The organism is Arthrobacter sp. zg-Y40, assembly GCF_020731535.1.
GTDB lineage: Bacteria > Actinomycetota > Actinomycetes > Actinomycetales > Micrococcaceae > Arthrobacter_B.
This window is the reverse complement of record NZ_JAJFZS010000004.1, coordinates 42242-65975: the sequence shown is the minus strand read 5'-3', so window position 1 is coordinate 65975 and position 23734 is coordinate 42242. Positions and strand designations below refer to the sequence as shown.

The 23734-nt window shown below is 65.8% G+C and carries 24 protein-coding genes; 15 read left to right on the top strand and 9 right to left on the bottom strand.

Translation table 11 applies throughout. The features are described from left to right. The first annotated feature begins 11 nt into the window (after positions 1–11). The 3 genes from LJ754_RS05225 to LJ754_RS05215 all read left to right on the top strand — a co-directional run bounded on the left by LJ754_RS05225 (position 12) and on the right by LJ754_RS05215 (position 3239). A complete protein-coding gene (locus LJ754_RS05225; protein ID WP_442860308.1) occupies positions 12–1397 on the top strand; it encodes an ABC transporter substrate-binding protein in 1386 nt (461 codons plus the stop codon). Next, positions 1397–2341, top strand: coding sequence for a carbohydrate ABC transporter permease (locus LJ754_RS05220; RefSeq protein WP_442860149.1), 945 nt, complete (start codon positions 1397–1399; stop codon positions 2339–2341). Before LJ754_RS05225 ends, LJ754_RS05220 begins: the two co-directional genes overlap by 1 nt. Positions 2342–2447: 106 nt before the next feature. Next, on the top strand, positions 2448–3239 hold the full coding sequence (locus tag LJ754_RS05215) for a carbohydrate ABC transporter permease (RefSeq protein ID WP_227912414.1): 792 nt from the start codon (positions 2448–2450) through the stop codon (positions 3237–3239). Between the two features lie 26 nt (positions 3240–3265). Here the strand turns inward: LJ754_RS05215 and LJ754_RS05210 are convergent, their stop codons facing one another. Beyond that, a complete protein-coding gene (locus LJ754_RS05210; protein ID WP_227925831.1) occupies positions 3266–3739 on the bottom strand; it encodes a VOC family protein in 474 nt (157 codons plus the stop codon). 397 nt (positions 3740–4136) lie between these two features. Between LJ754_RS05210 and soxR the strand changes: the two genes are divergently transcribed. Together soxR and LJ754_RS05200 are read left to right on the top strand one after the other, a co-directional pair. After that, the gene (gene soxR / locus LJ754_RS05205) at positions 4137–4667 is read left to right on the top strand and encodes a redox-sensitive transcriptional activator SoxR (protein ID WP_227925830.1); all 531 of its coding nucleotides are present in this window, start codon (positions 4137–4139) and stop codon (positions 4665–4667) included. A gap of 127 nt (positions 4668–4794) precedes the next feature. Next, on the top strand, positions 4795–5286 hold the full coding sequence (locus tag LJ754_RS05200) for a nucleoside deaminase (RefSeq protein ID WP_227912144.1): 492 nt from the start codon (positions 4795–4797) through the stop codon (positions 5284–5286). Between the two features lie 25 nt (positions 5287–5311). On the opposite strand, the gene LJ754_RS05195 is transcribed toward LJ754_RS05200, so the two are convergent. Next, entirely contained in the window at positions 5312–5830 is a 519-nt protein-coding gene (locus LJ754_RS05195) for a GNAT family N-acetyltransferase (protein ID WP_227912143.1), read from the bottom strand. A gap of 126 nt (positions 5831–5956) precedes the next feature. Between LJ754_RS05195 and rlmN the strand changes: the two genes are divergently transcribed. Further along, positions 5957–7201: a 23S rRNA (adenine(2503)-C(2))-methyltransferase RlmN gene (gene rlmN, locus LJ754_RS05190; protein ID WP_227925829.1), complete on the top strand. Its 1245-nt coding sequence runs from the start codon at positions 5957–5959 to the stop codon at positions 7199–7201. Between the two features lie 79 nt (positions 7202–7280). On the opposite strand, the gene LJ754_RS05185 is transcribed toward rlmN, so the two are convergent. Together LJ754_RS05185 and purB are read right to left on the bottom strand one after the other, a co-directional pair. Continuing rightward, complete coding sequence (locus LJ754_RS05185; RefSeq protein ID WP_227925828.1) at positions 7281–7994, bottom strand: PadR family transcriptional regulator; 714 nt, start codon at positions 7992–7994, stop codon at positions 7281–7283. A gap of 273 nt (positions 7995–8267) precedes the next feature. Then, on the bottom strand, positions 8268–9683 hold the full coding sequence (purB, locus tag LJ754_RS05180; protein WP_227925827.1) for an adenylosuccinate lyase: 1416 nt from the start codon (positions 9681–9683) through the stop codon (positions 8268–8270). Between the two features lie 230 nt (positions 9684–9913). Between purB and LJ754_RS05175 the strand changes: the two genes are divergently transcribed. After that, entirely contained in the window at positions 9914–10165 is a 252-nt protein-coding gene (locus tag LJ754_RS05175; RefSeq protein WP_227925826.1) for a hypothetical protein, read from the top strand. Positions 10166–10272: 107 nt separating this feature from the next. Next, positions 10273–11517 carry a hypothetical protein gene (locus LJ754_RS05170; protein ID WP_227925825.1) on the top strand — a complete coding sequence of 415 codons (1245 nt, stop codon included), beginning with the start codon at positions 10273–10275 and terminating at the stop codon, positions 11515–11517. Between the two features lie 810 nt (positions 11518–12327). On the opposite strand, the gene LJ754_RS05165 is transcribed toward LJ754_RS05170, so the two are convergent. Further along, the gene (locus LJ754_RS05165; RefSeq protein ID WP_227925824.1) at positions 12328–12741 is read right to left on the bottom strand and encodes a phage holin family protein; all 414 of its coding nucleotides are present in this window, start codon (positions 12739–12741) and stop codon (positions 12328–12330) included. A 41-nt stretch (positions 12742–12782) separates the two neighbouring features. Between LJ754_RS05165 and LJ754_RS05160 the strand changes: the two genes are divergently transcribed. The 4 genes from LJ754_RS05160 (at position 12783) to LJ754_RS05145 (ending at position 17746) form a co-directional block, all read left to right on the top strand. After that, entirely contained in the window at positions 12783–13922 is a 1140-nt protein-coding gene (locus tag LJ754_RS05160; RefSeq protein WP_227925823.1) for a histidinol-phosphate transaminase, read from the top strand. Between the two features lie 143 nt (positions 13923–14065). Then, positions 14066–15301: a pyruvate dehydrogenase (acetyl-transferring) E1 component subunit alpha gene (pdhA, locus tag LJ754_RS05155; protein WP_227925822.1), complete on the top strand. Its 1236-nt coding sequence runs from the start codon at positions 14066–14068 to the stop codon at positions 15299–15301. Then, a complete protein-coding gene (locus LJ754_RS05150; RefSeq protein ID WP_227912134.1) occupies positions 15298–16272 on the top strand; it encodes an alpha-ketoacid dehydrogenase subunit beta in 975 nt (324 codons plus the stop codon). The genes pdhA and LJ754_RS05150 overlap by 4 nt, the downstream gene beginning before the upstream one ends. A gap of 73 nt (positions 16273–16345) precedes the next feature. After that, positions 16346–17746 carry a dihydrolipoamide acetyltransferase family protein gene (locus tag LJ754_RS05145; RefSeq protein ID WP_227925821.1) on the top strand — a complete coding sequence of 467 codons (1401 nt, stop codon included), beginning with the start codon at positions 16346–16348 and terminating at the stop codon, positions 17744–17746. 19 nt (positions 17747–17765) lie between these two features. Here the strand turns inward: LJ754_RS05145 and LJ754_RS05140 are convergent, their stop codons facing one another. Then, the gene (locus LJ754_RS05140; RefSeq protein WP_227925820.1) at positions 17766–19061 is read right to left on the bottom strand and encodes an aminotransferase-like domain-containing protein; all 1296 of its coding nucleotides are present in this window, start codon (positions 19059–19061) and stop codon (positions 17766–17768) included. Between the two features lie 80 nt (positions 19062–19141). Then, positions 19142–20110 (bottom strand): helix-turn-helix transcriptional regulator, encoded by a 969-nt coding sequence (locus tag LJ754_RS05135; protein ID WP_227925819.1) that lies wholly within the window; start codon positions 20108–20110, stop codon positions 19142–19144. A 472-nt stretch (positions 20111–20582) separates the two neighbouring features. Here LJ754_RS05135 and LJ754_RS05130 point away from each other — a divergent pair, with 472 nt between their 5' ends. Beyond that, positions 20583–21542 (top strand): lantibiotic dehydratase C-terminal domain-containing protein, encoded by a 960-nt coding sequence (locus LJ754_RS05130; protein WP_227912130.1) that lies wholly within the window; start codon positions 20583–20585, stop codon positions 21540–21542. Between the two features lie 33 nt (positions 21543–21575). Next, the gene (locus LJ754_RS05125) at positions 21576–21764 is read left to right on the top strand and encodes a hypothetical protein (protein ID WP_227912127.1); all 189 of its coding nucleotides are present in this window, start codon (positions 21576–21578) and stop codon (positions 21762–21764) included. 106 nt (positions 21765–21870) lie between these two features. Here LJ754_RS05125 and LJ754_RS05120 read toward each other — a convergent pair whose 3' ends face one another. Next, on the bottom strand, positions 21871–22431 hold the full coding sequence (locus LJ754_RS05120) for an NADPH-dependent FMN reductase (RefSeq protein ID WP_227926040.1): 561 nt from the start codon (positions 22429–22431) through the stop codon (positions 21871–21873). Between the two features lie 113 nt (positions 22432–22544). On the opposite strand from LJ754_RS05120, the gene LJ754_RS05115 reads away from it, so the two are divergent. After that, entirely contained in the window at positions 22545–23132 is a 588-nt protein-coding gene (locus LJ754_RS05115) for a TetR/AcrR family transcriptional regulator (protein WP_227925818.1), read from the top strand. Positions 23133–23161: 29 nt separating this feature from the next. Here the strand turns inward: LJ754_RS05115 and LJ754_RS05110 are convergent, their stop codons facing one another. Beyond that, positions 23162–23731 carry a hypothetical protein gene (locus LJ754_RS05110; protein WP_227925817.1) on the bottom strand — a complete coding sequence of 190 codons (570 nt, stop codon included), beginning with the start codon at positions 23729–23731 and terminating at the stop codon, positions 23162–23164. Positions 23732–23734 lie beyond the last annotated feature (3 nt).

Genomic DNA, 23734 nt, shown 5'->3' with positions numbered 1-23734 from the left:
AAGGTGACCATATGGGATTCCCACCCAGCAGGCGGACCGGCCGCAGGGAACAGTTCCGGCTCCGGCAGCTTATGGCCTGCGCCGCCGTGACGGGCCTGGTGCTCACCGGCTGCGGCGGCGACGCGGACGCCGGGGGCAACAAGGAAATTGTCGTGGCTATCGTGTCGAACCCGCAGATGCAGGACGCCATCTCGCTCCAGAATGAATTCAAGGCCCAGTATCCGGATATCGATGTCAGTTTTGTATCCCTTCCGGAAAACGAGGCCCGGGCAAAGATCACCGCCTCCGTGGCGACTCAGGGCGGGGAATTCGACGTCGTGATGATCTCCAATTACGAAACGCCCATGTGGGCGGAAAACGGGTGGATCACCAACCTGCAGGATTACGCGGATTCCACCGAGGGGTATGACCCCGAGGACTTTGTGCCGAACATTCGTGAGGCGCTCAGCTACGAGGGGGACCTTTATTCGGTTCCGTTCTACGGTGAGTCCTCCTTTGTGGCCTACCGCCAGGACCTGTTTGAAGAAGCCGGACTGACCATGCCGGAGCAGCCCACCTGGGACGACATCCGCGGATTCGCCGAAACTTTGGATGACCCGGACGCCGACATGAGCGGCGTGTGCCTGCGCGGCCTGGCCGGCTGGGGCGAGGTGATGGCCCCGCTGGACACCATGATCAACACCTACGGCGGGCGCTGGTTCGACGAGGACTGGAACGCCACCCTGGACTCCCCTGAGGTCGAGGCGGCGGTGACGGATTATGTGGACCTGGTGCAGAACTACGGGCAGGCTGGACCGGCCACCAGCGGCTACGGGGACTGCCTGACCCTGTACAGCCAGGGCAACACCGCCATGTGGTACGACGCCACCGCCATGGTTTCCGCTATCGAGGACCCTTCGTCGTCACTGGTGGTGGGCAAAACCGGCTACGCGCCAGCACCTGTCCAGGAAACGGACTCCGCCGGCTGGCTGTACAGCTGGTCGCTTGCCATTCCTTCGACCAGTGAGCAGAAGGACGCCGCCTGGGATTTTGTGTCCTGGATGACCAATAAGGACTACATCAAGCTGGTCGGCAACGAGATCGGCTGGGAGCGGGTGCCGCCGGGCAGCCGGCTTTCCACCTACGAGATCCCCGAATACGCCGAGATTGCCGAGGCCTATGCGGAGCCCACCCTCAACGCCATGGCGGGTGCGTCGCAGGAAAACAGCATGAACCAGGGGGTGCCCTACACGGGCCTGCAGTTTGTCGGCATCCCCGAATTCCAGGACCTGGGCACACGGGTGGCCCAGCAGATTTCGGCTGCGATTGCCGGCCAGCAAACGGTGCAGGAAGCACTTGAGCAGTCCCAGAGCTACGCAGAGACGGTGGCCGAGGGCTACCAGGACGGAGGCGGCTGATGTCCACCTTGGTAGCCCGCCAGCAGGTCCGGGCGCGGAAGGCCGCCGAGGAGCGGCAGGGCGGCGGAATGTCATCGGCGGAAGGATGGCGGCGGCGGCTGCCGCTGCTTCCGGCGCTGATCTTCACCCTGATCGTCACCCAGATCCCGTTCCTGTTTACTCTCTGGTATTCGCTCCAGAACTGGAACCTGCTGCGTCCGCAGGGCAACAAGTTTGTCGGGTTGTCCAACTACGTGGACATCTTCTCCGATTCCACGTTCCGCGGCGCGGCCCTGAACAGTGTCATCTTCACGGTCGGCTGCGTGCTTTTCGCAATGCTGCTGGGGATTGTCTTTGCGCTGCTGCTGGACCGCTCCTTTCCCGGCCGCGGGATTGTGCGCACGCTGCTGATCACCCCGTTCCTGATCATGCCGGTGGCCAGCTCGCTGCTGTGGTCCATTTCCATCCTCAACCCCAGCTACGGCCTCCTGAACTGGTTGATCGGGCTGGTGGGAATCCCGCCGGTGGACTGGACATCGCAGCACCCCATCGTCTCCATCCTCATGGCGCTGGTGTGGCAATGGACCCCGTTTATGATGCTGCTGGTCCTCTCCGGCCTGCAGGCACAGTCAAAGGACGTGCTCGAAGCAGCGCAGGTGGACGGTGCCGGCTGGTGGCGGACCTTCGTGTCGGTCACCCTTCCCCAGCTGCGCCGGTATATCGAACTGGGCGTCCTGCTCGGGGCCATTTACGTGGTGAACACCTTCGACCAGATCTACCTGATGACCGCAGGCGGGCCGGGTACGGCAAGCGCCAACCTGCCGTTCTACATTTACCAGCGCGCGTTCCTGGGCTTCGACGTCGGCCAGGCCGCCGCAATGGGCGTGGTGGTGGTCATTGCAACCATGGTTGTTGCCACCCTCGCGCTGCGCCTGATCTTCCGAAGCTTCGACGTAAAGGACTAACGACGTGGCTACCCAGACTGCTGCCCCCACTCCCGCCGGCAAGGAAACGCCGGCCCCCTCCGGGCGAACCGTCCGCAAGCCGGTCCGCCGGTTCAATTCCGGCCCAATCCTCACCACCGTCACCTGGGTGCTGGCACTGATCTTCTTCTCCCCGGTGCTGTGGATGGTGCTGACCTCCTTCAAGCAGGAGTCCGCTGCGGCGTCGTCGCCTCCGGTCTTCTTTTTCGCGCCCACCCTGGACCAGTACCGGGCGGTGCTGTCGGGCGGGGCCGGCAGCTACTTTGCCAACTCGGCCATCGCTACCGGGGTCTCCACCATCCTGGTGATCGCGCTGGCGGTCCCGGCCTCCTACGCGGTGAGTATCCGGCCGGTGAAAAAGACATCCGATGTGCTGTTCTTCTTCATCTCTACCCGCATGCTGCCGGTGGTAGCCGTGATTATGCCCATCTACGTCATTGCCGGGCAGCTGAAGGTGCTGGACAACGTGTGGACCCTGGTGGTCCTGTACACCTCCATGAACCTGCCCATTGCGGTATGGATGATGCGCTCGTTCTTCCTGGAAGTCCCCGGCGAAGTGCTGGAGGCGGCGCAGATGGATGGTGCCGGCTTGATGAAAACGCTGTGGCGGGTGCTCATGCCCATGGTCGCGCCCGGGCTGGCGGCCACCGCGCTCATCTGCGTGATATTCGCCTGGAACGAGTTCTTTTTCGCCCTGATCCTGACCGCCGGGAAGTCCGCCACAGTCCCGGTGTTCCTGGTGTCCCAGATGACCAGTGAGGGACTGTTCCTGGCGCAGCTCTCGGCCGCTTCCGTCCTGGCGTCGCTGCCGGTGGTCCTGGCCGGGTGGGTGGCGCAGAAACAGCTGGTGCGAGGACTGTCGATGGGTGCCGTCAAGTAGGGGACATCGGGTTGGGGAACCGTTGCTTACAGGGCCTGGTTCTGCTCCTGCACCGTGGCGTTCGAAGAGACCTCGAAGGTTCGTTCGGCCTCCCCGGTGTTGGCCGGGTCCATCCACAGGAACTCCCAGACGTGGCCGTCCGGGTCCGTGGCGGAGCCGCTGTACATGCCCGGCATCCGCTCCTCCGCCGGGGCATAAACAGCGCCGCCGCCCGTCTGGCAGGCGGACAGGAACCGGTCCACTTCGTCGCGGCTGTCGCAGCTGAGGCAGTTCAGCACTTCCTTGCCGGAGGAAGCGAGGTGCGGTGTGTCGCCCTGCGGCAGGAACCCCTGGTAGAAATCCTGCTGCAGCAGCATCACCACAATGTTGTCCGATATGACCATGGCGGTGCCCTGGTCATTGCTGAATTGCGGGTCTTTGGTGAAGCCGAGGCCCAGGTAGAAGTTCTCGGCGGTTTTCAGGTCCGCGACGGGGAGGTTGGGGAAAATCATGCGTTCCATGGCTGGTCCTTTCGGGGCGGGTACTTTTTACGTTCCCACCGGTCGGAGACCGTGACAACGGGTAGCCGAAAGCCCCGCCCGGCGGAACGGAAAGACCGGCCCCGCCGAAGGAAAAAATCAGCGCAAGAACGCGTACTCGGGCAGCATTGCCGCCAGGACAGCGCCGGCGTTCGCCGGACTCCGCCGCTGCCCAAGAACCGGCCCCGGGCCGTATCCCGGTAGGTTCCGGCGGTTCTCCAGTGTTTCCCGTGCTGCCTGCCTGCGGAACATGTGCGGTCCTTTCTCCGGGCCGCCCGGATGGCGGCCATGGGTCCGAGCAAACCTGCTCAAGTGCGCTTGAGGTCAAATACGCGTCACAGTTGGCAGGTCGGGGGCGGAGCACTGCAACACTGGGTCCGTGAACCAACCCACCCCGCGCAATCTGCTCGCCATCGGCGAGGTGGCGGCACGTGCCGGCCTTTCCGTGTCAACGGTCCGTTATTACGAAGAGCGCGGGTTGATCCGTTCCTTCCGCTCCAGCACGAACCAGCGGCAGTTTCCGCGCCACGTGCTGCGCCGGCTGGCCGTCATCTCCGCCGGCCAGCGGATGGGCCTGACGCTGCAGGAAGTGGGCGACGCCCTGTCAGTGCTGCCCCCGGACCGGGCTCCGAGCCGCGCGGAGTGGGCCGCCATGAGCGCGGACTGGTCGGCTTTGGTGGCTGCGCGGATCCGCGGACTGCAGACACTGCAGAGATCCCTCGACACCTGCATCGGGTGCGGCTGCCTGTCCCTGGACCGCTGCGGAATCTTCAACCCGGGAGACGAAGCAGCCGGGGAAGGTCCGGGTTCGCGCTGGGAGCGGCAGGCAGTGGCAGCTGAAGGAGGCGGTCCGGAGGAAGCCGTGCAGGCCCCCGCCCGGCCCGTACGGGAAACGGATGTCCGTTCGTGACGCCGCCCATATTCGCTGCCGCCCGGAAAACTGCTAATCTCGCAGCTGCGAAGGCGGGCCGGCATCTCCGGTTATCTACCTGGCATACCTGCATCGACACTGCATCAGGACCCACGGGAGAAGCCACATGAGCACGGATGACTTGACCACCGACGACGTCTACCTGTCCCAGGCCATTAGCTTGGCCACCGCGAACGTAGCCGACGACGGCGGTCCGTTCGGCGCCGTCGTCGTCACCGCCGAGGGGGCAGCCTTTGAGGGCGTAAACCGGGTGACGGCCAACAATGATCCGACCGCGCATGCCGAAGTCACCGCCATCCGCAATGCCTGTGCCACCCTGGGCACGTTCGACCTCACCGGGGCCGTGCTGTACACCAGCTGCGAGCCGTGCCCCATGTGCCTGGCCTCGGCGCTGTGGGCGCGGGTGGACCGGGTGGTCTTCGCCGCCGACCGGCACGACGCCGCCACCGCGGGTTTCGACGACGCCGCGTTCTACGAATACTTCGAAACGCCGCTGGAGCGCCGCTCCATGCAGGTGAACCAGCTGGCCGTGGACGGCGTTCCGGCCACGGCGCCCTTCGATGCCTGGACCGCTGCCGCCGGACGGGTCGACTACTAAGGCGCCGGCGGGACTTCACCGCAGGTCAGAACGGCACCGCCGCGCCGATGGTCTTGGAGTAGCAGGTGGAACCGTCCGAGCCCAGGTAGGCGCCAAAGTTCGGCACCACTTTGTAGCCTCCGTTTTCGTAGAAGCGGCGGCCGTCCGGTTGGGCGGATCCGGCTTCGGCCGTCAGGACGGCGTAGCCCATCTGCTTGGCGCGTGCCTCCAGGGCCGCGAGGACCGCCGTCGCCACTCCTGAACCGCGGGCATAGGGCAGGACGTACACCCGCTTGATTTCCGCCGTCACGGAATCCACGCGCCGCAGCCCGCCGCAGCCCAGCGGTTGCCCGGTGCTCCGCTCGTAGGCCACCAGGAACACGGCCGAATCCGCGGCTCCGGGCGGATGCGGATCGTGGGCGGTGCTGCCGTAGCGGGCATCCAGTTCGGCCTGCTGGGCTTCGCGCAGGTCCGCGCCCACCGGGTTGGTCCAGGGCACTTCGCGGATCCGCAGGTGCGGGGTCGAGTAGGGACGGAATCCGGAAAAGGGTCGCAAATCCGACATGCTGCCTCCAGCGGCCAAGGGGTATGCCCCCACGCTAGGAGCAGCGGGTTTCCACCGTGTTTCCGTGATGTGGCTGACGGGCAAAAGGAATGTTCCGGGCGTGCGAACCGTGCGAGAATAGTGGCGATGTCAAGCCTCGAAATTCCCCCCGCAAAAAAGCAGCGCCCCGCCCGCGCGCTTCCCACCGCCACCGGACCCCAGGTCCGCCCTGCCACGGAGGGTTGGGAACAGGCCAAGGAACCGGACGGCCGCCCGCTGCTGCAGTTCAAGTCGCCGCGCGTCTCCCAGCCGCCGGCGCATCTGGCCGACATGACGCTGGCCGAGCGCCAGGAGAAGGTGAAGTCCCTGGGCCTGCCCGGCTTCCGCGCCAAGCAGCTCTCGGTGCACTACTTCCAGCACTACACCACCGACCCCGAGGCCATGAGCGACCTGCCCAAGGAACGCCGGGCCGAGATCGCCGCGGAGATGTTCCCTCCGCTGCTCACCGAGGTCAAACGCCTGACCACGGACAACGGGGACACCATCAAGTTCCTGTGGCGGCTCTTCGACGGTTCCCTGGTGGAGTCGGTGCTGATGCGCTACCCCGGCCGGATCACCCTGTGCGTGTCCAGCCAGTGCGGCTGCGGCATGAACTGCCCGTTCTGCGCCACCGGCCAGGCCGGCCTGACCCGGAACATGTCCACCGCGGAAATTCTGGACCAGATTGTCCAGGCCAACCGGGTGATCAAGGAAGGCGGCCTGGGCGGCAAGCGGCGCGACGGCGGCCACGACGCCGAGCGCGTCACCAACATCGTGTTCATGGGCATGGGGGAGCCGCTGGCCAACTACAAGCGCGTGATGAACGCCGTGCACCGCATGGCCGCCGAGGTCCCCGAGGGCCTGGGCATGAGCGCGCGCAACATCACGGTCTCCACCGTGGGCCTGGTCCCGGCCATTAAGAAGCTCGCCGAGGAGAACATCCCGGTGACCTTTGCGCTGAGCCTGCACGCCCCGGACGATGAGCTGCGCGATGAGCTGATCCCGGTCAACAGCCGCTGGAAGGTGGATGAGGCGCTGGATGCCGCGTACAACTACTACCGCGTCACCGGCCGCCGGGTGTCCATTGAATATGCCCTGATCAAGGACATGAACGACCACGCCTGGCGTGCGGACCTGCTGGCCAAGAAGCTCAACGCCCGCGGCCGCGGCTGGGTGCACGTGAACCCCATTCCGCTGAACCCGACGCCCGGCTCCATCTGGACCTCCCCTGAGCCTGAGGTCATCCAGGAGTTCATCAACCACCTGCTCGACGCCGGAATCCCCACCACCATCCGGGATACCCGCGGCAAGGAGATCGACGGCGCCTGCGGCCAGCTCGCTGCCGCGGACTAGCAGCCAGCTCCGTGGAGAAAGCGACGGCGGGCCGGGCACAGTGCCCGGCCCGCCGTCGTCGTTCCGCCTCTTCCGGGGCTCAGTCCCGGGGTTCGCCGGGGGTGCCGGGAGCATCGCCGGTTTCGTCAGTATCTGTTTCGGGCGTTTCCCCGGCAAGGATCAGGTACAAGGCCCGCCGGGTCTCGCCCAGCAGGGCGGCTGCAGCGGCTACCTGTCCGGGATCCCCGGCCATGCCCACCTGGCGGGTGGCGGCGGCCAGCTCATGCAGCAGGCCGCGCAGGTCCGGGCCGCTGTGCGCGCCGGTGAAATCCCCGAACGGATCCCCGGTTTCGGCCTGGGCGGCGCCCCGCCCTTCCTCGGTGAGGCTGGCGAGTTTGCGGCCGCCGCGGACCTCTATGGTGACCAGGCCTTCGTCCTCCAGCTGTGAAAGCGTGGGGTAAATGGCGCCCGGGCTGGGCTGCCAGCGGCCATTGGTGCGTTCGCTGATCGCCTGGATGAGCTGGTAACCGTGCATGGGTTCCTCGGCGAGCAGCAGCAGGACGGCCGCGCGGACATCACCGCGGCCTGCGCGGCGGCCGCCGGGACCGTGATGGCCCCTGCCGCGGCCCCGCCACGGCATACCCCCGGGCATGGCTCCTGCTCCGCGGGGGCCGCCCGGTCCAAAGCCGCCGAGTCCGCCGGGACCGCCGGGCCCGAATCCGCCAAAACCTGCTGGCCCTCCGGGGGCGCGGTGGCAGCGGTTCGGCTCCTGGGCCGCCTCCTGCGGGGTGTCAAAGGGATGGAATTTATGCATGGCCTTCTCCTTCCGAAGACATTCGCACTGGTCGTTGCACGATCATCAACCTGAGTCTCATAGAAGCGCTTCAATAACATCACGATATATCGTGAGCGGTCGCGGATTCAAGGGTTTGGTGGTGTGACCGGGGTGCCGGATCCCGCTGGGGCGGTCCGCCCCGGGGAAACGAAAAGGCACGATTTACCGGTTTTCGGCTGGAAAACGGTAAATCGTGCCTTCTCGTGTGTCAGACAGTGCCGTGGGGTGCGGCGGCCTGGCCGCGTGCCCGAGCTACAACAGGTGGTCCACCAGCTCTTCCGCGATGCCCGTGTACTTACCCGGGGTGAGCGCCTGCAGGCGGGCTTCCGCCTCGGCCGGAAGGCCAAGGCCGGCAATAAATTCCTTCATCCGGGCGGCATCCACCCGGTGTCCCCGGGTGAGGTCCTTCAGGCGTTCGTACGGGTTTTCCATGCCCGGTGTGCCGGCCACCGCCTCAGCGCGCATCACCATCTGGATCGCCTCTCCCAGCACCTCCCAGTTGGTGTCCAGATCGGCGGCGAGGACGTCCGCTGCCACATCCAGGCGCTCCAGGCCCTTGGCCACGTTGGAGATGGCCAGGAGGGAGTGGCCGAACGCCACACCGATGTTGCGCTGGGAAGAGGAATCGGTCAGGTCGCGCTGCCAGCGGGAAGTCACCAAGGTGGAACCCAGGGTGTCCAGCAGTCCGTTGGAGATTTCCAGGTTGGCTTCGGCGTTTTCGAAGCGGATCGGGTTCACCTTGTGCGGCATGGTGGAAGAGCCGGTGGCGCCTTCCACGGGTACCTGCGCGAAGTAGCCGATAGAGATGTAGCTCCACACATCGGTGCAGAAGTTGTGCAGGATCCGGTTGAAACGGGCCATGTCGGCGTAGAGCTCGGCCTGCCAGTCGTGGGATTCAATCTGTGTGGTCAGCGGGTTCCAGGTCAGGCCCAGGCCCTCCACGAAACTGCGTGCCACCTGCTGCCAGTCGGCCTGCGGCACCGCCGCGTAGTGGGCTGCGTAGGTGCCGGTGGCGCCGTTGATCTTGCCCAGGAACTCGGTGTACCGGATGCGGCGCAGCTGGCGGGAGAGGCGGTGCACGGTAACCGCCAGTTCCTTGCCCAGGGTAGTGGGGGTGGCCGGCTGCCCGTGCGTGCGCGAGAGCATGGGAACGCTGCGGGTGTCCTCGGCCATGGCCGCGATTTGGTCCACCAGGTGCTGGGCGGCGGGGAGCCAGACGTTCTCCACGGCGCCCTTGATGCCAAGTGCATAGGAGAGGTTGTTGACGTCTTCGGAGGTGCAGCCGAAGTGCACCAGTGCCTTGAGGTCCTCAATGCCGGCGGCGGCCAGGCGGTCCGCAATGTAGTACTCCACGGCTTTAACGTCGTGAACCGTGCGCTTCTCGATTTCGCCGAGCTCCGTGACGGAATTGCCGTCGAATCCGGTGACGATTTCGCGCAGCTGGTGCTGCTGCTGGGCGCTCAGCGGCTCGGTGCCGGGAAGGACGGCGTTGCTGGTGAGGTGGATCAGCCATTCCACCTCCACGTGGGTCCGGTCGCGGTTCAGGGCGGCTTCGGACAGGTAATCCACCAGCGGTGCTGCGGTGCTGCGGTACCGGCCGTCCAGGGGGCCCAGAGCGATGGCGGGAGTCACGGAGGCAAGGGATACACGGGATTCAGATTCGGCCATGCGGCAATTCTTTCATGCCGGTGCGTTGGAGCCGGTGTGTGACTTTCCGGAGGGCGACGTCGGATGGCATCTCCTCCACAGAGCCTCCGGTAGGAGACGGAGGGTGGGGGAGTCCCCACCGCTGCGCCCGGTCATCGTCGGCGGTGAGCTGTGGCGCCTAGCTTGAGTGGGGCGGGCACAGGCACGGTCAGCACTAACACGGCACTTGAAAGAGCACAGCGGAGGAACCCATGAATCAAATGGCTGCGGCCGCATATGCACAGGAGACCGCGCATCAGTTGGTGGCCTGCGCCGGGGAAACGGACCAACGTGAGGACGAAGTGGCCGCGGCGGCGGGTGTCCGCTGGGTATCGCCTGCTGCAGATGCATTCCGGCACGCCTTGGCGGCATCTGTCCAGGAGCTGCCGTGGGTGGCGGACCAGCTGCGGGCGGCCGCCGCAGATCTGGAACAGGACCCGGCCGCGATGATCGCGGGAGGTTGATCGGGGTGGGTGCCATCGGGGCTCCGGATAGCTTCCGCGATCAGCCGGCGTTCCAGGTGAGGGGTGGTTCGGCCGGACTTCTGGTGCAGTTGGAGGATCTTGCACGGGTGGCGGATCGGCTGGGAACCACTACGTCCATGCTGTGGAACCTTGAGAAACGGGTCAATGGCCTGTGGCTGGAGGCCGGAGCGTGGGGAGGCGGCTCCGTGACCGCGGACCGTGTCCGGGCACGGATGCTTGATGCGTCTTTCGCCCTGCGGAGATCGGCGGCCGCGCTCGAGGAGCTCACCGAGGGCGTGCGGGAGAGCGCCCGCAGCTACGCCGCCACCGAGGGTCGGGTGCAGCTGCGGATGCCCTGGGCCGGCGAGGTGTCCCCCTGGCCGGCAGCGCCAGCCAGCGGAGGAACCCTGGTGCCGACCCGCGGCCAAATGGAGGCCGCATTGGGTTCCGTGGCTGACGAAGTGGCCCTGCTGGCGGCCCTGGCGCTGCTGAAGACTGCAGGGGTGACGGAGCTGCGGCCCGTGACGGTAACCGCGCTTCCCGGGAAGCCGGAGAACATCCGGCTGGACGGAACGGCGGCCGGCCTGCTCGCCCGGTCGCAGGTGCTCAAGGACGAAAACGATCCGGGAGTGGTCGAAGTCCTCCGTATTGGGGAGGGCGGCAAAAACACCTTTGTCGTCGTCCTGCCGGGCACGCAGGGCTGGTTTTCCGACGGGGGATCCGTGCCGTTTGACCTCGCCGGAATGGGGGAGGCCCGGGGCCGCGAAAGCCAGTATGTTGCCGCTGCCGTGGCGGAAGCACTCCGGCAGGCTAACGCGGAAGCCGGCGATTCCGTGGTGCTGTCCGGATACAGCCAGGGCGGAGACCATGCCGCCAATGTCGCAGCGTTCCTCGCCACCGGAAGCCAGTATCAGGTGGACTTTGTGCTGACGGCCGGCAGCCCCACCGGCACGGCCAACCTCCCGCCGGGTGTGCCGGCCCTGCACCTGGAGCACGAACGGGACTGGGTCCCGGGGATAGACAGCATGCCCAATCCGGATACCCCGGACCGGGTCACCCTGACCCTGACGGATCCGGTTGCCACCCCCGAAGGGGAGCCGGCCGGCCTGGGCCCGGCGCACCGGCTGGAGAACTACCTCGACGGTGCGGCGCTCGCGGATGCCAGCGACGATGCTTCGGTGCGGACCGCGCTGGGATCGCTGTCCCTGGCGGTGGGGGCGGGCCAGGCCACCAGGCACTTGTACCGCTTTGAGCGGGAACCGCTGCCTGCACGTCCCCCTGCCCGGGTAGCCGCACCCGCGGACGTTTCAACGCCTACCCCGCCGTTCAGCCGGCTCCCGTCCAACAGATGACCGCCGGAGCGCTGCGGACGGTAGTGCCGGCCGCTAGCTGTACTCAGACAGCACGTTAGTTACACGGCAAATAGGTGAAGACCTCTTGGATTTGGTGGTTACTACACACCCGAAACTAAGAGGTCTTCACTCAAAGCTCTCCACAACTTGCGGGTCGTGGAGCATCTTCGCCGTCAAACTGCGAGGTTCATAATTGCCGCCGCCGTACGATGAGCCGCTCCGAAAAACTAACGGAGGTCGACCCAACGGTTCCGGCCAGCACTGGAGGAGGTAGCGTTCACTGGGCTCCTCTACTATTTGGTCTCGGTTGATGTCCCGACCGGAGGAGTAGATACGGAATCTGTACCGATGATGGTCCTGACTCTCCAGTGAACCGATCATTATCGACCTGACTTCGTCATTACCCAGAGTGAGCGTGCCTTCACCGAGCTTGACTGATGTCTCCTCGACATCTTCCCAATGATCATGTGTAAGCAACGTGGGTGCCTCGCTCAATACTTCCAGATTGATTAGCACTGGCCCTCCCCAAATGCCCGTGACCACCTGCAGTCCCAAATCTTGGAGAGGATCAGGCTCGGGTTGGCCTCGAGATGCCATGAAGGCCTCTACAAGCCGAGCCTGATCGACAGGAGGAGGCGATACCAGTAAGGAGAATCTGTGGTTACTCGCAGGTACGATCCAGCTTCCAGATCTGATCACGCCATTGCCTCCAGCAGTGTTAGAGCGAAGTCACAACATAGAAAACCAGGCCGGCAAACGCCCATCACCCATGTAACTAACGTGGTGCCTGAATACAGCTAGCGTCGGCCGCTAGCGCCGGCTGCGCCCCCGCGCGCCGGTCACGGTGTCCAGCACCATGGACACAACACTGATGATGACCGCCCCGAAAATGGCCGTCCAGAAGAAGGAATCCACCTCGAAACGGATGGGAGTGTAACTGCTCAGCCATGCCGTGAGTTCGAGCATGGCGGCGTTGATGATGATCCGGAAAAGCCCGAGCGTCAGGATGGCCAGGGGCAGGGTCAGGCCCTGCGCAATCGGGCGGACCAGGGCGTTGACCAAACCGAAGATCAAGCCGACAAAAAGGTAGGCCAGGACCGTGTCCAGGGTCGGGTTTCCTGTCATGCCGCCCGTTTCCGAGGTCAGTGTCAGGCCGGGAAGAAGCCAGCTGGCTACCCAAAGGGCAATGGCGTTCAGGACAATCCGCAGAAACAGTGTGACCATGCACCCATGCTGGCAGATGCCGGACCATTACTGTTAACGCCATGACCACTACCGAGAATGACACCGACGCAGCTGTACTTCCCGCCATCGGCATCTCCCCGCGGCCCATCGTGGGCCAACTGCCGCAGTACAAGGCGGGCAAGCCGCCGGTGGTCGTCAATGGGCTGGAGAGCTACAAGCTTTCCTCCAACGAAAACCCCTACGCTCCGCTGCCCGCCGTCCTGGACGCGATCAATGACCATGCCACGGTCAACCGCTACCCGGACCCGCTTTCCACGGAACTGCGCAACGAACTCTCTGCCTTCCTGGACATTCCCGCCGAAGACATCGTCACCGGCGGAGGCAGCTTGGGGGCACTGAACCAACTCCTGGCCACCTTCGCCGGACGGAACCCGGACGGAACAGCCGACGAGGTCATCTATGCCTGGCGTTCCTTCGAGGCGTACCCCATCAGCGTGGGCCTGGCCGGAGCCGCAAGCGTGCAGGTTCCGCTGCAGGCAGACGGGACCCACGACCTCGACGCAATGGCCGCGGCCATTACCGAAAACACCAAGGTCATTCTGCTGTGCACCCCGAACAACCCCACCGGGCCGGTCCTGACCACCGCACAGGTGGAGGCCTTCCTCGACCGGGTCCCGTCCGACATCATCGTGGTGATTGACGAAGCGTATGAAGACTTCGTGCGTGACCCGGCCGCCGTCAACGGCATCGACATGTACCGCAACCGTCCCAACGTGGTGGTCCTTCGCACGTTCTCCAAGGGTGCCGGGCTGGCAGGACTGCGGGTGGGCTACTCGGTATCCCACCCGCACATCACGGAGCACCTGCGCGTGGCCGCCGTCCCGTTTGCGGTCTCCACCATCGCTGAACAGGCAGCCATTGCGTCCCTCCGCCACCACGACCAACTTGTGGAGAGGATACAAGGACTGGTCGCGGAACGGACCCGCGTCGTGGAGGGCCTGCAGGGCCTTGGATGGAAGATTCCGGCGGCCCAGGGAAACTTCGTGTGGTTGGAATTGGGCGAGAACACCCCCGAGTTTGCAGCAATGGCAGAGCAGCAGGCCCTGGCGGTGCGGGCCTTCGGAACCGAGGGTGTGCGCGTGACCATCGGCGAGGAAGAGGCAAACACCCGGTTCCTGGAGCTATGTGCAACCTATACAAAAGGGCCGCGGGTTTCCTAGCGGGTCCTAAGTAGGGTCAAAAGCCGCGCCGTCGTTAGGCTGTGGGAAGTAACTTCCACACATATGCAAAACAGGGAATGTATTCCCGACGAGGCATATTTCTAGCGCGGGCGCGGCTTTTGCCGTCCAGGCGAGGAGCAGGCATGGACGTAGGACACCTGCCGGCAAGCGAGTTCAACGCTGCCGGACTTGAGCAATCCCTGATGGGTGCTCCCGAGGACAACCCTGTCCCGGACATGGTCCAGCTGCTCACCATTGACGGCGAGCTCCGGCAGGATGAGGCCTACAGCAGCTACGTGCAGGACCTGAGTCCCGAGGAGCTGCGCGGGTTCTACCGGGACATGTTCCTGGTGCGCCGCTTTGACGAAGAGGCCACGGCCCTTCAGCGCCAGGGCGAACTGGTGATGTGGGTGCCGCTCACGGGCCAGGAAGGTGCGCAGATCGGTTCGGGCCGTGCCCTGCTGCCCCAGGACTATGTGTTCCCCACCTACCGGGAACACGGCGTCGCCTATACCCGCGGACTGGAGCTGGCGCATCTGCTGCGCCGTTTCCGCGGCATCTCCCACGGCGGCTGGGATCCGCGGGAAGCGAACTTCCACCTCTATACGCTCGTGCTGGCCGCACAGGTGCCTCACGCCGTCGGCTATGCGATGGGTATGGCGCGTGACCGGCTCGTGGACCCGAAGCTCCCCGAGGCGGCCACCGTGGCCTACTTCGGCGACGGCGCGAGCTCCGAAGGCGACGTGCACGAGGGCATGGTGTTCGCCGCCTCGTACAACGCGCCGGTGGTGTTCTTCTGCCAGAACAACCACTGGGCCATTTCCGTTCCCACCGAGGTCCAGTCCAGGATCCCGCTGGCCAACCGCGCGCAGGGCTACGGTTTCCCGGGAGTACGGGTGGACGGCAACGACGTCCTGGCCGTCCACGCGGTGACCCGCTGGGCGCTGGAACACGCCCGGTCCGGCGGCGGTCCGGTCCTCATCGAGGCCTTCACCTACCGCATGAGTGCCCATACGACGGCGGACGACCCCACCAAATACCGGGTCAGCGCGGACGAGGAAGCCTGGCTGGACCGGGATCCACTGCTGCGGATGGAAAAGTTCCTGCGCAGCCAGGGGCTGGCCGGCGATGCCTTCTTCGCCGAATTGCGGAAGGAAGGCGCCAACATGGCCGTCCGGCTGCGCGAGAACGTGCAGCAGATGGAGGCACCCGGCTTCGAAGACGCCTTCGCCGATGTATACGCCGAAGCACACCCGTTGGTACGCGAGGAACTGGACGCCCATCGCCGGTACGAAGCCGGCTTCGCCGACACCGACACCGACACGGCCGCCGACACCGACACCGACACCACCTCCGCTTCCCGGGAGCAGACTGCATGAGCACCATGACCATGGCTAAGGCCATCAACGCCGGACTGCGCGCCGCGCTGGAAAGCCACCCGAACTCGCTGCTGATGGGTGAGGACATCGGCGCCCTCGGCGGGGTCTACCGGATCACGGAAGGGCTGCTGGCGGACTTCGGCCGGGACCGGGTGATGGACACGCCGTTGGCTGAATCGGGGATCATCGGTACCGCCATCGGCCTGGCGCTGCGCGGTTACCTGCCTGTCTGTGAAATCCAGTTCGACGGTTTCGTTTTCCCCGGCTTTAACCAGATCACCACCCAGCTGGCGAAAATGCACTCCCGCAGCGAGGGTGCGCTCAGCGCGCCGGTGGTCATCCGGATTCCCTACGGCGGCGGCATCGGTTCCATCGAGCACCACTCGGAATCGCCGGAAGCACTCTTCGCGCACACGGCCGGGCTGCGCATCATTACGCCGTCGAACCCGCAGGACGCCTATTGGATGATCCAGCAGGCCGTGGCCTGCAAGGACCCGGTGATCGTCTTCGAACCCAAGCGCCGGTACTGGCTCAAGGGCGAGGTGGATACCTCGGCGCCGACGTCGGACCCCTTCTCCGCACACATCGTGCGGGAAGGCACCGATGCCACCATCGTCGCCTACGGCCCGCTGGTCCCGGTGGCGCTGGCGGCCGCAGCCGCGGCGGAGGAGGACGGCCGTTCCGTGGAGGTGGTGGACCTGCGGTCCATCTCGCCGATCGACTTCGACACGGTTACCGAATCGGTGAAGAAGACCGGCCGGCTGATCGTCACGCACGAGGCACCCACCTTCGGCGGCATCGGCGGAGAAATTGCCGCCCGGGTGACCGAGCGGGCGTTCCTCTCCCTGGAAGCTCCCGTGCTCCGCGTGGGCGGGTTCCACATGCCCTACCCCGTGGCCAAGGTCGAAGAACACTACCTCCCGGACATTGACCGCCTGCTGGAGGCGCTGGACCGCTCGTTCTCCTACTGACGGACCCCGCGTCGGAACCCGGCCCGCCCCCTTTAGCTGCGCCCATCAGCAGCCCATACAAGATCGAGAAGCCATGACTGAAAAGACATTCAACCTGCCGGACGTTGGCGAAGGCCTGACCGAGGCCGACATTGTGCAGTGGAAGGTGCAGCCGGGCGACACGGTTGCCGTCAACGACGTCATCGTGGAAATCGAAACCGCCAAGTCGCTGGTTGAGCTTCCCTCACCGTACGCCGGAACGGTCTCCGCCCTGATGGTGGCCGAAGGCGAAACGGTTGACGTGGGGACGCCCATCATCAGCGTCACCGTGGGCGCGCCAGGTGCAGCATCTGCCCCCGCCCCGGCAGCGTCTGCCCCGGAACCGGCTGCCGCCCCGGCAGCGTCTGCCGCCCCGGCACCTGAAACGGGGGAGGCGCCCGCCGCCTCGCTCACCGGCACCGGCCCCAAGCCCGACGCCGTCCGCCGCCGGGAGCGCCGCCGTCCGGCCGCACCCGCGGCCCCGGCTGCTGCTGCAGAAACGGTGGCAAAGGCCCCCGTTGAGGCCGCAGTTGAGACGGCCGCCACCGCCGTCCAGGACCGGGTCAACCGGCTGGTCCAGCGGGTCCTTGCCAAGCCGCCGGTGCGCAAGGCGGCAAAGGACCTGGGCATCGACCTTGCCGAGGTGCCCGCCACCGGAGCAAGCGGTGAAGTTACCAAGCAGGACTTGATGGGCTTCCAGGCCCGGCGTGGCCAGGCGCCGGAATCCGCCGGGACGTTCGGCACAACCGGCACCGGAGCAGCCGATGCGCGGATCGAACGCATTCCGGTCAAGGGCGTGCGCCGTGCCACCGCGCGCGCCATGGTGGAAAGTGCCTTCAGCGCACCGCACGCGAGCATCTTCGTGGACGTGGATGCCTCCCGGACCATGGAGTTCGTGAAGCGGCTGAAGGCCTCCCGGGACTTTGAGGGGATCCGGGTTTCTCCGCTGCTGGTCCTGGCTAAGGCAGTCATCTGGGCCGCCGCCCGCAACCCGCTCGTCAACGCCGCGTGGGCCGGGGAAGAGATCCTCGTGAAGCACTACATGAACCTCGGTATTGCCGCTGCCACCCCGCGCGGACTGATGGTGCCGAACATCAAGGACGCCCAGGACCTATCGCTGAAGGAGCTCGCCGTCGCGCTTAACAACCTGACGGCCACGGCGCGGGAAGGACGGACGCCCCCGGCGGACATGCAGGGCGGCACCATGACCGTCACCAACCTCGGTTCGCTGGGCCTGGACACCGGCACGCCCATCATTAACCCGGGCGAGGTGGCGATTGTCGCCTTCGGGACCATCAAGCAGAAGCCGTGGGTGGTGGACGGAGCGGTGGTCCCGCGCTGGGTCACCACGCTGGGCGGTTCCTTTGACCATCGGGTGGTCGACGGCGACCTTTCGGCCCGCTTTATCGCCGACGTCGCCTCGATCCTCGAGGAACCGGCACTGCTGCTGGACTGACGCTGAACCGTGCCTGCCGCTAGCGGACCTTGGCGGATCCGACGGCGCTGACGAGGATGGGGGCCAGCCGGCGGATCCCTTCGCCGATGTCTTCCGACGACACCGCGCTGAAGGCCAGCCGAAGCTTGTTGGACGGACCCTCGCCGGGCGTGAATGCAGCTCCGGGGATAAAGACCGTGCCGGCGTCGATCGCTTCATAGAGCAGCGGATAGGTGTCCACGCCCTCCGGCAGCGTCACCCAGATGAAGAAGCCGCCGTCCGGCCGCGTCCAGGTAACCCCCTCGGGCATGTGCTCGTCCAGGGCGGCGAGCATGGAGGCGCAGCGGTCGGCGTAAAGGGCCCGCGAATCCTTCACATGGCCCATCCAGTCGTAGTCGCGCAGGTAGGCCGAGACCAGCATCTGGGTCAGCGGTGAGGGGCAGAGCACCACGGCTTCGCAGGCAAGGTAGAACCGCCGGTAGAGGTGGCGGGGAACCAGGGCCCAGCCAAGCCGGACCCCGGGGGCGAAAATCTTCGAAAACGAGCCCAGGTACAGCACGTCCTGGGGGTTCCCGGCCCGCATGGGTGCCAGGGGTTCGCCGTCGAACCGCAGCAGGCCGTACGGGTTGTCCTCCAAAACAAGGATGTTGTTCCGCCGGCAGATGTCCACCACCAGCTGCCGCCGTTCGGCGCTGAGCGTGACTCCGCTGGGATTGTTGAAACTGGGGATCGTGTAGAGCAGCTTGATGGTTTTGCCCTCGGCGCGCAGTTGGCCAATCCGCTGCTCCAGCGCCTCAGGGAGCAGGCCGTCGTCGTCCATCGGGACCGTTTGGACGTCCACCTCGTAGGCCTCGAACGCGTTCAGGGCGCCGACGTAGGTGGGGTCCTCGCAGAGGATGACGTCGCCGGGATCGCAGAACACCTTCGCGGCGACATCCTGGGCGGATTGGGAGCCCGTGGTGATCACAATGTCCGCCGGGTCGGCGTCGAGGATGCCCTCGGCTGCCATCACCCTGCAGGCCTGCCTCCGCAGGTCCTCCATGCCCTGTCCGCCGCCGTACTGCAGTGCCTCCAGTCCGTGCCGGGCAATGATGTTCCGGGCGGTCTCGCCCAGGTCTTCCAGGGGCAGGGAGCGCAGGTAAGGGCTGCCGCCGGCGAGGGAAATCAGCCCGGGCCGGATGGAAATGTCGAAAACGTCCCGCACCGCGGACTGCTTGATGTGGAAGGCGCGGTTGGAGAAGAGCATCTCATGGCGGTGCGCACCGGCGGCCCGCTCCAGGGCGGCCATGGTGTCTACGGGCAGTTCTACGGCATCGGAGAATTCCTCGCGGGTCATGGCACCCATGCTAACCCCGGGTGTTGACCTCTATGCAACGGCTGTTTCATACACGGTTGGCTGGATCTAGGTTCCCATCCCTAGATCCATCCGGCCTTGTGGGCCTTGATTCCGGCCTGGAACCGGCTCTCGGCCCCGAGTTCCTCCAGCATCCAGGCAATGTGCCGGCGGCACGTCCGGACGCTGATACCCACCCGGCGGGCGATGGCTTCATCGGAATATCCGGCGGCCAGGGCGGTCAGGACCGAGCGCTGGGTGCTGGTCAGCTCGTCCCGGGCCGGATTCTCCGTGAGAAACGGCTCGGCAAGGCCCCAGGCGAACTCGAACAGCAGCCCAAAGATGCGGATGAGGTTGGGATCGCGGATGACCAGGCCGGCAACGTCTCCGGGGTGCAGCTGGCGGGCAACCACCGCGACCTTTTCATCAAAAATCAGTGTCCGCAGCGGCATGTAGGGAAGTGTGCGGAACTGGCCGCCGGCCGCGGTGATGGTTTCCACCGCCTTGCGGGTGGGAACGTGGTCCCGGGTGCTGGAGTGGTAGAGCGTCTGCCGCTGGACGCCGCTGCGCAGCAGGTCCAGGTCCTTCTGCACGCTCTCTTCGTGGATGTCTGCATTTGCCCCCTGGCCCGGGCGGGCAATCAGGACGCGGTCCGTGGCGCTGCGCCCGTATTCGATCAGCACGCGCTGGACCTTGTCCTGGTCCTCCACCACCTCCACCGAGGAATCCGCCGCGAGCCGCTTGCGTGCCTCCACATAGGCGGGGGTCAGGGCGGCCATTTCCCGGCGCCGGGAATTGATCCGGCCGCGCAGCTGCAGCAGTGCCCGCTCGTCCGGATCCACCAGTTCGGCCAGTGCCACGTCAGGGGAAACGGCGGTGTAGCTGGGGCAGTCCGCAGCCTGCGCCAGCAGCAGGCACCGGGAGGTCAGTTCGGCGATGGCCGCGTCAATGGAGCGGCTGGTGTATCCCAGTGCCTCCGATGCATCTTCAGCCGTCCATCCGGGACGGCTGACGGCAAATCGGTAGACGTCCAGCGAAACCTGAGACAGCACGGCGAATCCTTTCAAAGCAGCAAGCTGAAGCCCCCACGGCTACCCTACCCAGCACAGCATGTTTCCGGTCCGCTCGTTACGAAAGTGCTTTATGTCGCCAACACACTGTGGAAAGTCGGACATGTCCGGTTAATGCCAACGACGGCGGCGCGGCCGGTACAGGAAGCAGAGGTGGGGCATGCCCGTTCAGGCGTCCGATTTCGGCACGGGTATGCCGGGTTCTGGTGCCGGAAGCGGCCATGTCCGGAACAGGGCAGCGGAGCCTATTTACAGACGCGTCAGCGGCGGGGGAAGCTTTCGGAGTCAAATCAAGGTGCCGGCTGAGCAACAGCCAAGAGATTCAAGGGGGACAGCAATCATGAAGAGCTGGGATTGGTTCTAACCATCGGCCCCCGAGGGGCCGAACACAGGAAATAACAACAATGCAGGCCCGCCCCAGCGGCGGTAACCAACCCCGAGGGGAAAGATCCACATGAGCCAGCTAGCTGCAGTTCGACCAGCCTCACGGACGCAAACCGGCACTCATTGGTGGTCACTCTCCATCCATACCGGGGGCTTCGATGTAGCGGACGGCATCATTGGAGAATTGGTTACCCCGCTGGCGGCGCAGGCGCAGGTCCTGGGAGCCCAGCGCTGGTATTTCACCCGGTGCTCGGATCCGGCCTTTGCGCACGTAAAGATGCGGGTGCTGGCAACCACCGAGACCTTGGACCGGCTGCAGTCGCTTTTGCCGGCCCTGCAGGAACAATCCAGCGGAGTGATCGGCCATCTGGAGACCAGCCAGCAGCTCACTGAACCCGCCACCGACCGGCTGAGCCCGGGCGGCGGAGAGCCTCAGGACCCGCGGATCGAAGCGGACCTCGCAAAGTACGGCGGGGTGGAGGGGCTGTCCCTCGCCGAAGAAGTATTTGAACTTTCCTCGGATCTGGCCAGCTGGGCAACCGCGCGTTTCCCCAAGGTCCAAAACCGGTGGGCGCTCGGGTCGCTGCTGCTCTTCGACGCGGCACGGAGCATGATGAAGGGCCCCCGCGCCTCGGCCTGGCCGGACCGGCGCCGTTTGTCCTGGGACTACTACTGGGACAGCCACCTGCGCAGCTGCACCGCCGGTTTTGGCCCCCGGGCGGCAGGCGTGCGGCAGGCAATGACGGTTCAGGTAGGCGCCAAGGTAATGCCGACGCACCGGCTGATGGCAGCCACTGCAGCAGAATCGGCGGTTGAAAACTGGCGCCGCCGGTGGTTCCGCGGCATCGACACTTACCTCTACCGGGCGGACAAGGCCCGGCTGAGCCGTAGCGCCCAGCACTTGACGGTATATCAAGCCCATATGCTCCTCAACCGCCTTGGTCTCAGCCTGCGGGAAGAAGCCGCCATGGGGCTGTACGCACGCACCTGGAGCCCGGAACGGGAATCAGTACTGCTGGATAAGCGCTGAAACGTGCGCACAATTGGGAAGGGGGCCCAGCCTGTGGCCGAACAAGAAGAGGTAGTGGTGGCAGACGCCCAAGACCTGGGTCTGGTCCTGGGCTGCTCGGAAGATCTGCTGGCCGATATGAAGGACAGCGGACTGCTGGAACCCTTCGGTGAAGCGTGGAATGTTGGGCCGGCCCGCGAATATCTGCGGGATGCTGCGTGGGCGGATCAGGCCTGGTATTGAGGCGCCGGGGTCCGCTGGACCGGTGCGGCAGAAACGCAGAAAGGGACGGACCATGTGGGTCCGTCCCTTTCTGCGTTTGTCCTGCGAAGGGTGCCGGTTTTGACGCCTAGGCTACGGAAATGGAAGCCTCGGCGAGGACGCGGACGGCTTCATTGAGCTGGGCCACTGTCTCGGGGTCGTCCTTGGGGTGGATTTCCGCGTAGCGGGTAACGGAGCCGCCAATCGCCAGGCGTACTTCCTCCACGACGCGTGCTCCGGCAATACCCACGGACTTCCGGGCATCATCCTGGGCCCATACGCCGCCGTACTGGCCGAAGGCCGCACCGATGACGGCGGTCGGCATTCCGGACACGGCGCTGGCGCCGAAGGGGCGGGACAGCCAGTCGATGGCGTTTTTCAGTACTGCGGGCATGGTGCCGTTGTATTCCGGGCTGATCAGCAGCAGGCCGTCGGAGACAGCAGCCGCTTCACGCAGTGCCAGTGCGGGTTCGGGGACAAGACCCTCGGCGTCGATGTCTTCGTTGTAGAAGGGGATCTCGCCCAGCCGGTCAAATACCTTCACCTCAACGCCCTCAGGGGCACCGCTTGCGGCCACTTCGGCGAGCTGGCGGTTGATGGATCCGGCGCGGAGGCTTCCGACGAGGGTCAGGATGGTGGTGCTCAAAATAGGGAACTCCTGTCTAGGCCGTGCCGATTCCCCCAGGCACGAACGCGGTTCTGTCTTCGATCGCTTAAACGGACCACGGTCCGGATATATTCCCTCCGGGTTACACTTGCGCGATGGAGGCAAGCAATCCCGTACCGTCCGGCATCCGCGGGGATGCGGAGCGCAACCGGCTCCGCCTGCTGGAGGAGGCCCGGGAACTCGTGGCGGCAGGCGGCGCCGATGCGCTGACCATGGAAGCCCTGGCCCAGCGGGCGGGATTGGGCAAAGGGACGGTCTTCCGCCGGTTCGGCAGCCGGTCAGGACTGATGCAGGCGCTCCTGGAGCACGTGGAGGCCGGTTTCCGCGCGGACTGGATGTCCGGTCCGCCGCCGCTGGGGCCCGGCGCGCCGGCACTCGCCCGGTTGCAGGCCTTCGGCTCGGCACGCCTGTCGATCCTTATGGTGAACAGCGAATTGGCCCGGGCAGCCGACATCGACCCCCGAACCCGCTACCGGAATCCGTCCCGTGCCCTCGCCGTGGCGCATCTGGCCGGGTTGCTGCGGGAAGCGGGTCCGGTGCGGGACCCCGAACTTGCCGCCTACCAGCTGGCGGCGTTCCTGGACGCCGGGCTGCTGCTTCATCTGCGCGGGGAGACGGGAATGGACCAGACGCGGCTTGAGCAGGGCTGGACGGACCTGGTGGCTGCCCTTGTCCGGGCCTAGCCCGGGACTGGCCCGGGACTGGCCGGGGACTAGTGGTCCGGATGCTCCAAACCGAGGGAGGCGATCAGGGACCGCAGCGCCCGGCGCAGTTCCTGGCTGTCCTCTGCGTCCAGGGTTACCTCCGCCTCGGCCAGCTGTGCGCACTTGATGGCCTCGCGGCCGGCTTCGGTGACGGCCCAGGACAAGACAGCCGGGCCGGTCCCGGCAGCCGTCTCCGGGTCCTCCGGCACACAGCCCTGCTGTTCCGCATATCCGGACGAAACAAGGGAAGACAACTCCCGCCGGACGGCCGGCAGCGGCTGCCTGGTACCTGCAGCCAGCGCGGTGTCCTTTACGGCGTCACCCGTTGCAGCTGCGGCCAGGAGGGTGAGCAGGGTGAAAGAGTTTCGGTTCAGGCCAAAGCGTTCCAAGGCGCCGTCGGAGGCTACATGGGTGACATGGGCAGCAGCGGACAGAAGCCGGGGGAAATAGCCCGGGGTGACCGGAGCGGTGTGGGATGCGGAAACGGAATCAGGGCCGTGACTGGAATCGGACTGCTCGGAGTTCCCGGACTGCTCGGAGTTCCCGGACTGGTCGGGGTTGACGTGTCGAAACGGCACTTG

Coding starts and splice junctions, on each gene's coding strand:
- LJ754_RS05210 (WP_227925831.1), bottom strand. CDS start 3,739: ATGGAACGCATGATTTTCCCCAACCTCCCCGTCGCGGACCTGAAAACC.
- LJ754_RS05115 (WP_227925818.1), top strand. CDS start 22,545: ATGGAGGCAAGCAATCCCGTACCGTCCGGCATCCGCGGGGATGCGGAG.
- LJ754_RS05165 (WP_227925824.1), bottom strand. CDS start 12,741: ATGGTCACACTGTTTCTGCGGATTGTCCTGAACGCCATTGCCCTTTGG.
- pdhA (WP_227925822.1), top strand. CDS start 14,066: ATGGACGTAGGACACCTGCCGGCAAGCGAGTTCAACGCTGCCGGACTT.
- LJ754_RS05150 (WP_227912134.1), top strand. CDS start 15,298: ATGAGCACCATGACCATGGCTAAGGCCATCAACGCCGGACTGCGCGCC.
- LJ754_RS05145 (WP_227925821.1), top strand. CDS start 16,346: ATGACTGAAAAGACATTCAACCTGCCGGACGTTGGCGAAGGCCTGACC.
- LJ754_RS05140 (WP_227925820.1), bottom strand. CDS start 19,061: ATGACCCGCGAGGAATTCTCCGATGCCGTAGAACTGCCCGTAGACACC.
- LJ754_RS05225 (WP_442860308.1), top strand. CDS start 12: ATGGGATTCCCACCCAGCAGGCGGACCGGCCGCAGGGAACAGTTCCGG.
- purB (WP_227925827.1), bottom strand. CDS start 9,683: ATGGCCGAATCTGAATCCCGTGTATCCCTTGCCTCCGTGACTCCCGCC.
- LJ754_RS05175 (WP_227925826.1), top strand. CDS start 9,914: ATGAATCAAATGGCTGCGGCCGCATATGCACAGGAGACCGCGCATCAG.
- LJ754_RS05195 (WP_227912143.1), bottom strand. CDS start 5,830: ATGTCGGATTTGCGACCCTTTTCCGGATTCCGTCCCTACTCGACCCCG.
- LJ754_RS05160 (WP_227925823.1), top strand. CDS start 12,783: ATGACCACTACCGAGAATGACACCGACGCAGCTGTACTTCCCGCCATC.
- LJ754_RS05185 (WP_227925828.1), bottom strand. CDS start 7,994: ATGCATAAATTCCATCCCTTTGACACCCCGCAGGAGGCGGCCCAGGAG.
- LJ754_RS05130 (WP_227912130.1), top strand. CDS start 20,583: ATGAGCCAGCTAGCTGCAGTTCGACCAGCCTCACGGACGCAAACCGGC.
- LJ754_RS05200 (WP_227912144.1), top strand. CDS start 4,795: ATGAGCACGGATGACTTGACCACCGACGACGTCTACCTGTCCCAGGCC.
- LJ754_RS05220 (WP_442860149.1), top strand. CDS start 1,397: ATGTCCACCTTGGTAGCCCGCCAGCAGGTCCGGGCGCGGAAGGCCGCC.
- rlmN (WP_227925829.1), top strand. CDS start 5,957: ATGTCAAGCCTCGAAATTCCCCCCGCAAAAAAGCAGCGCCCCGCCCGC.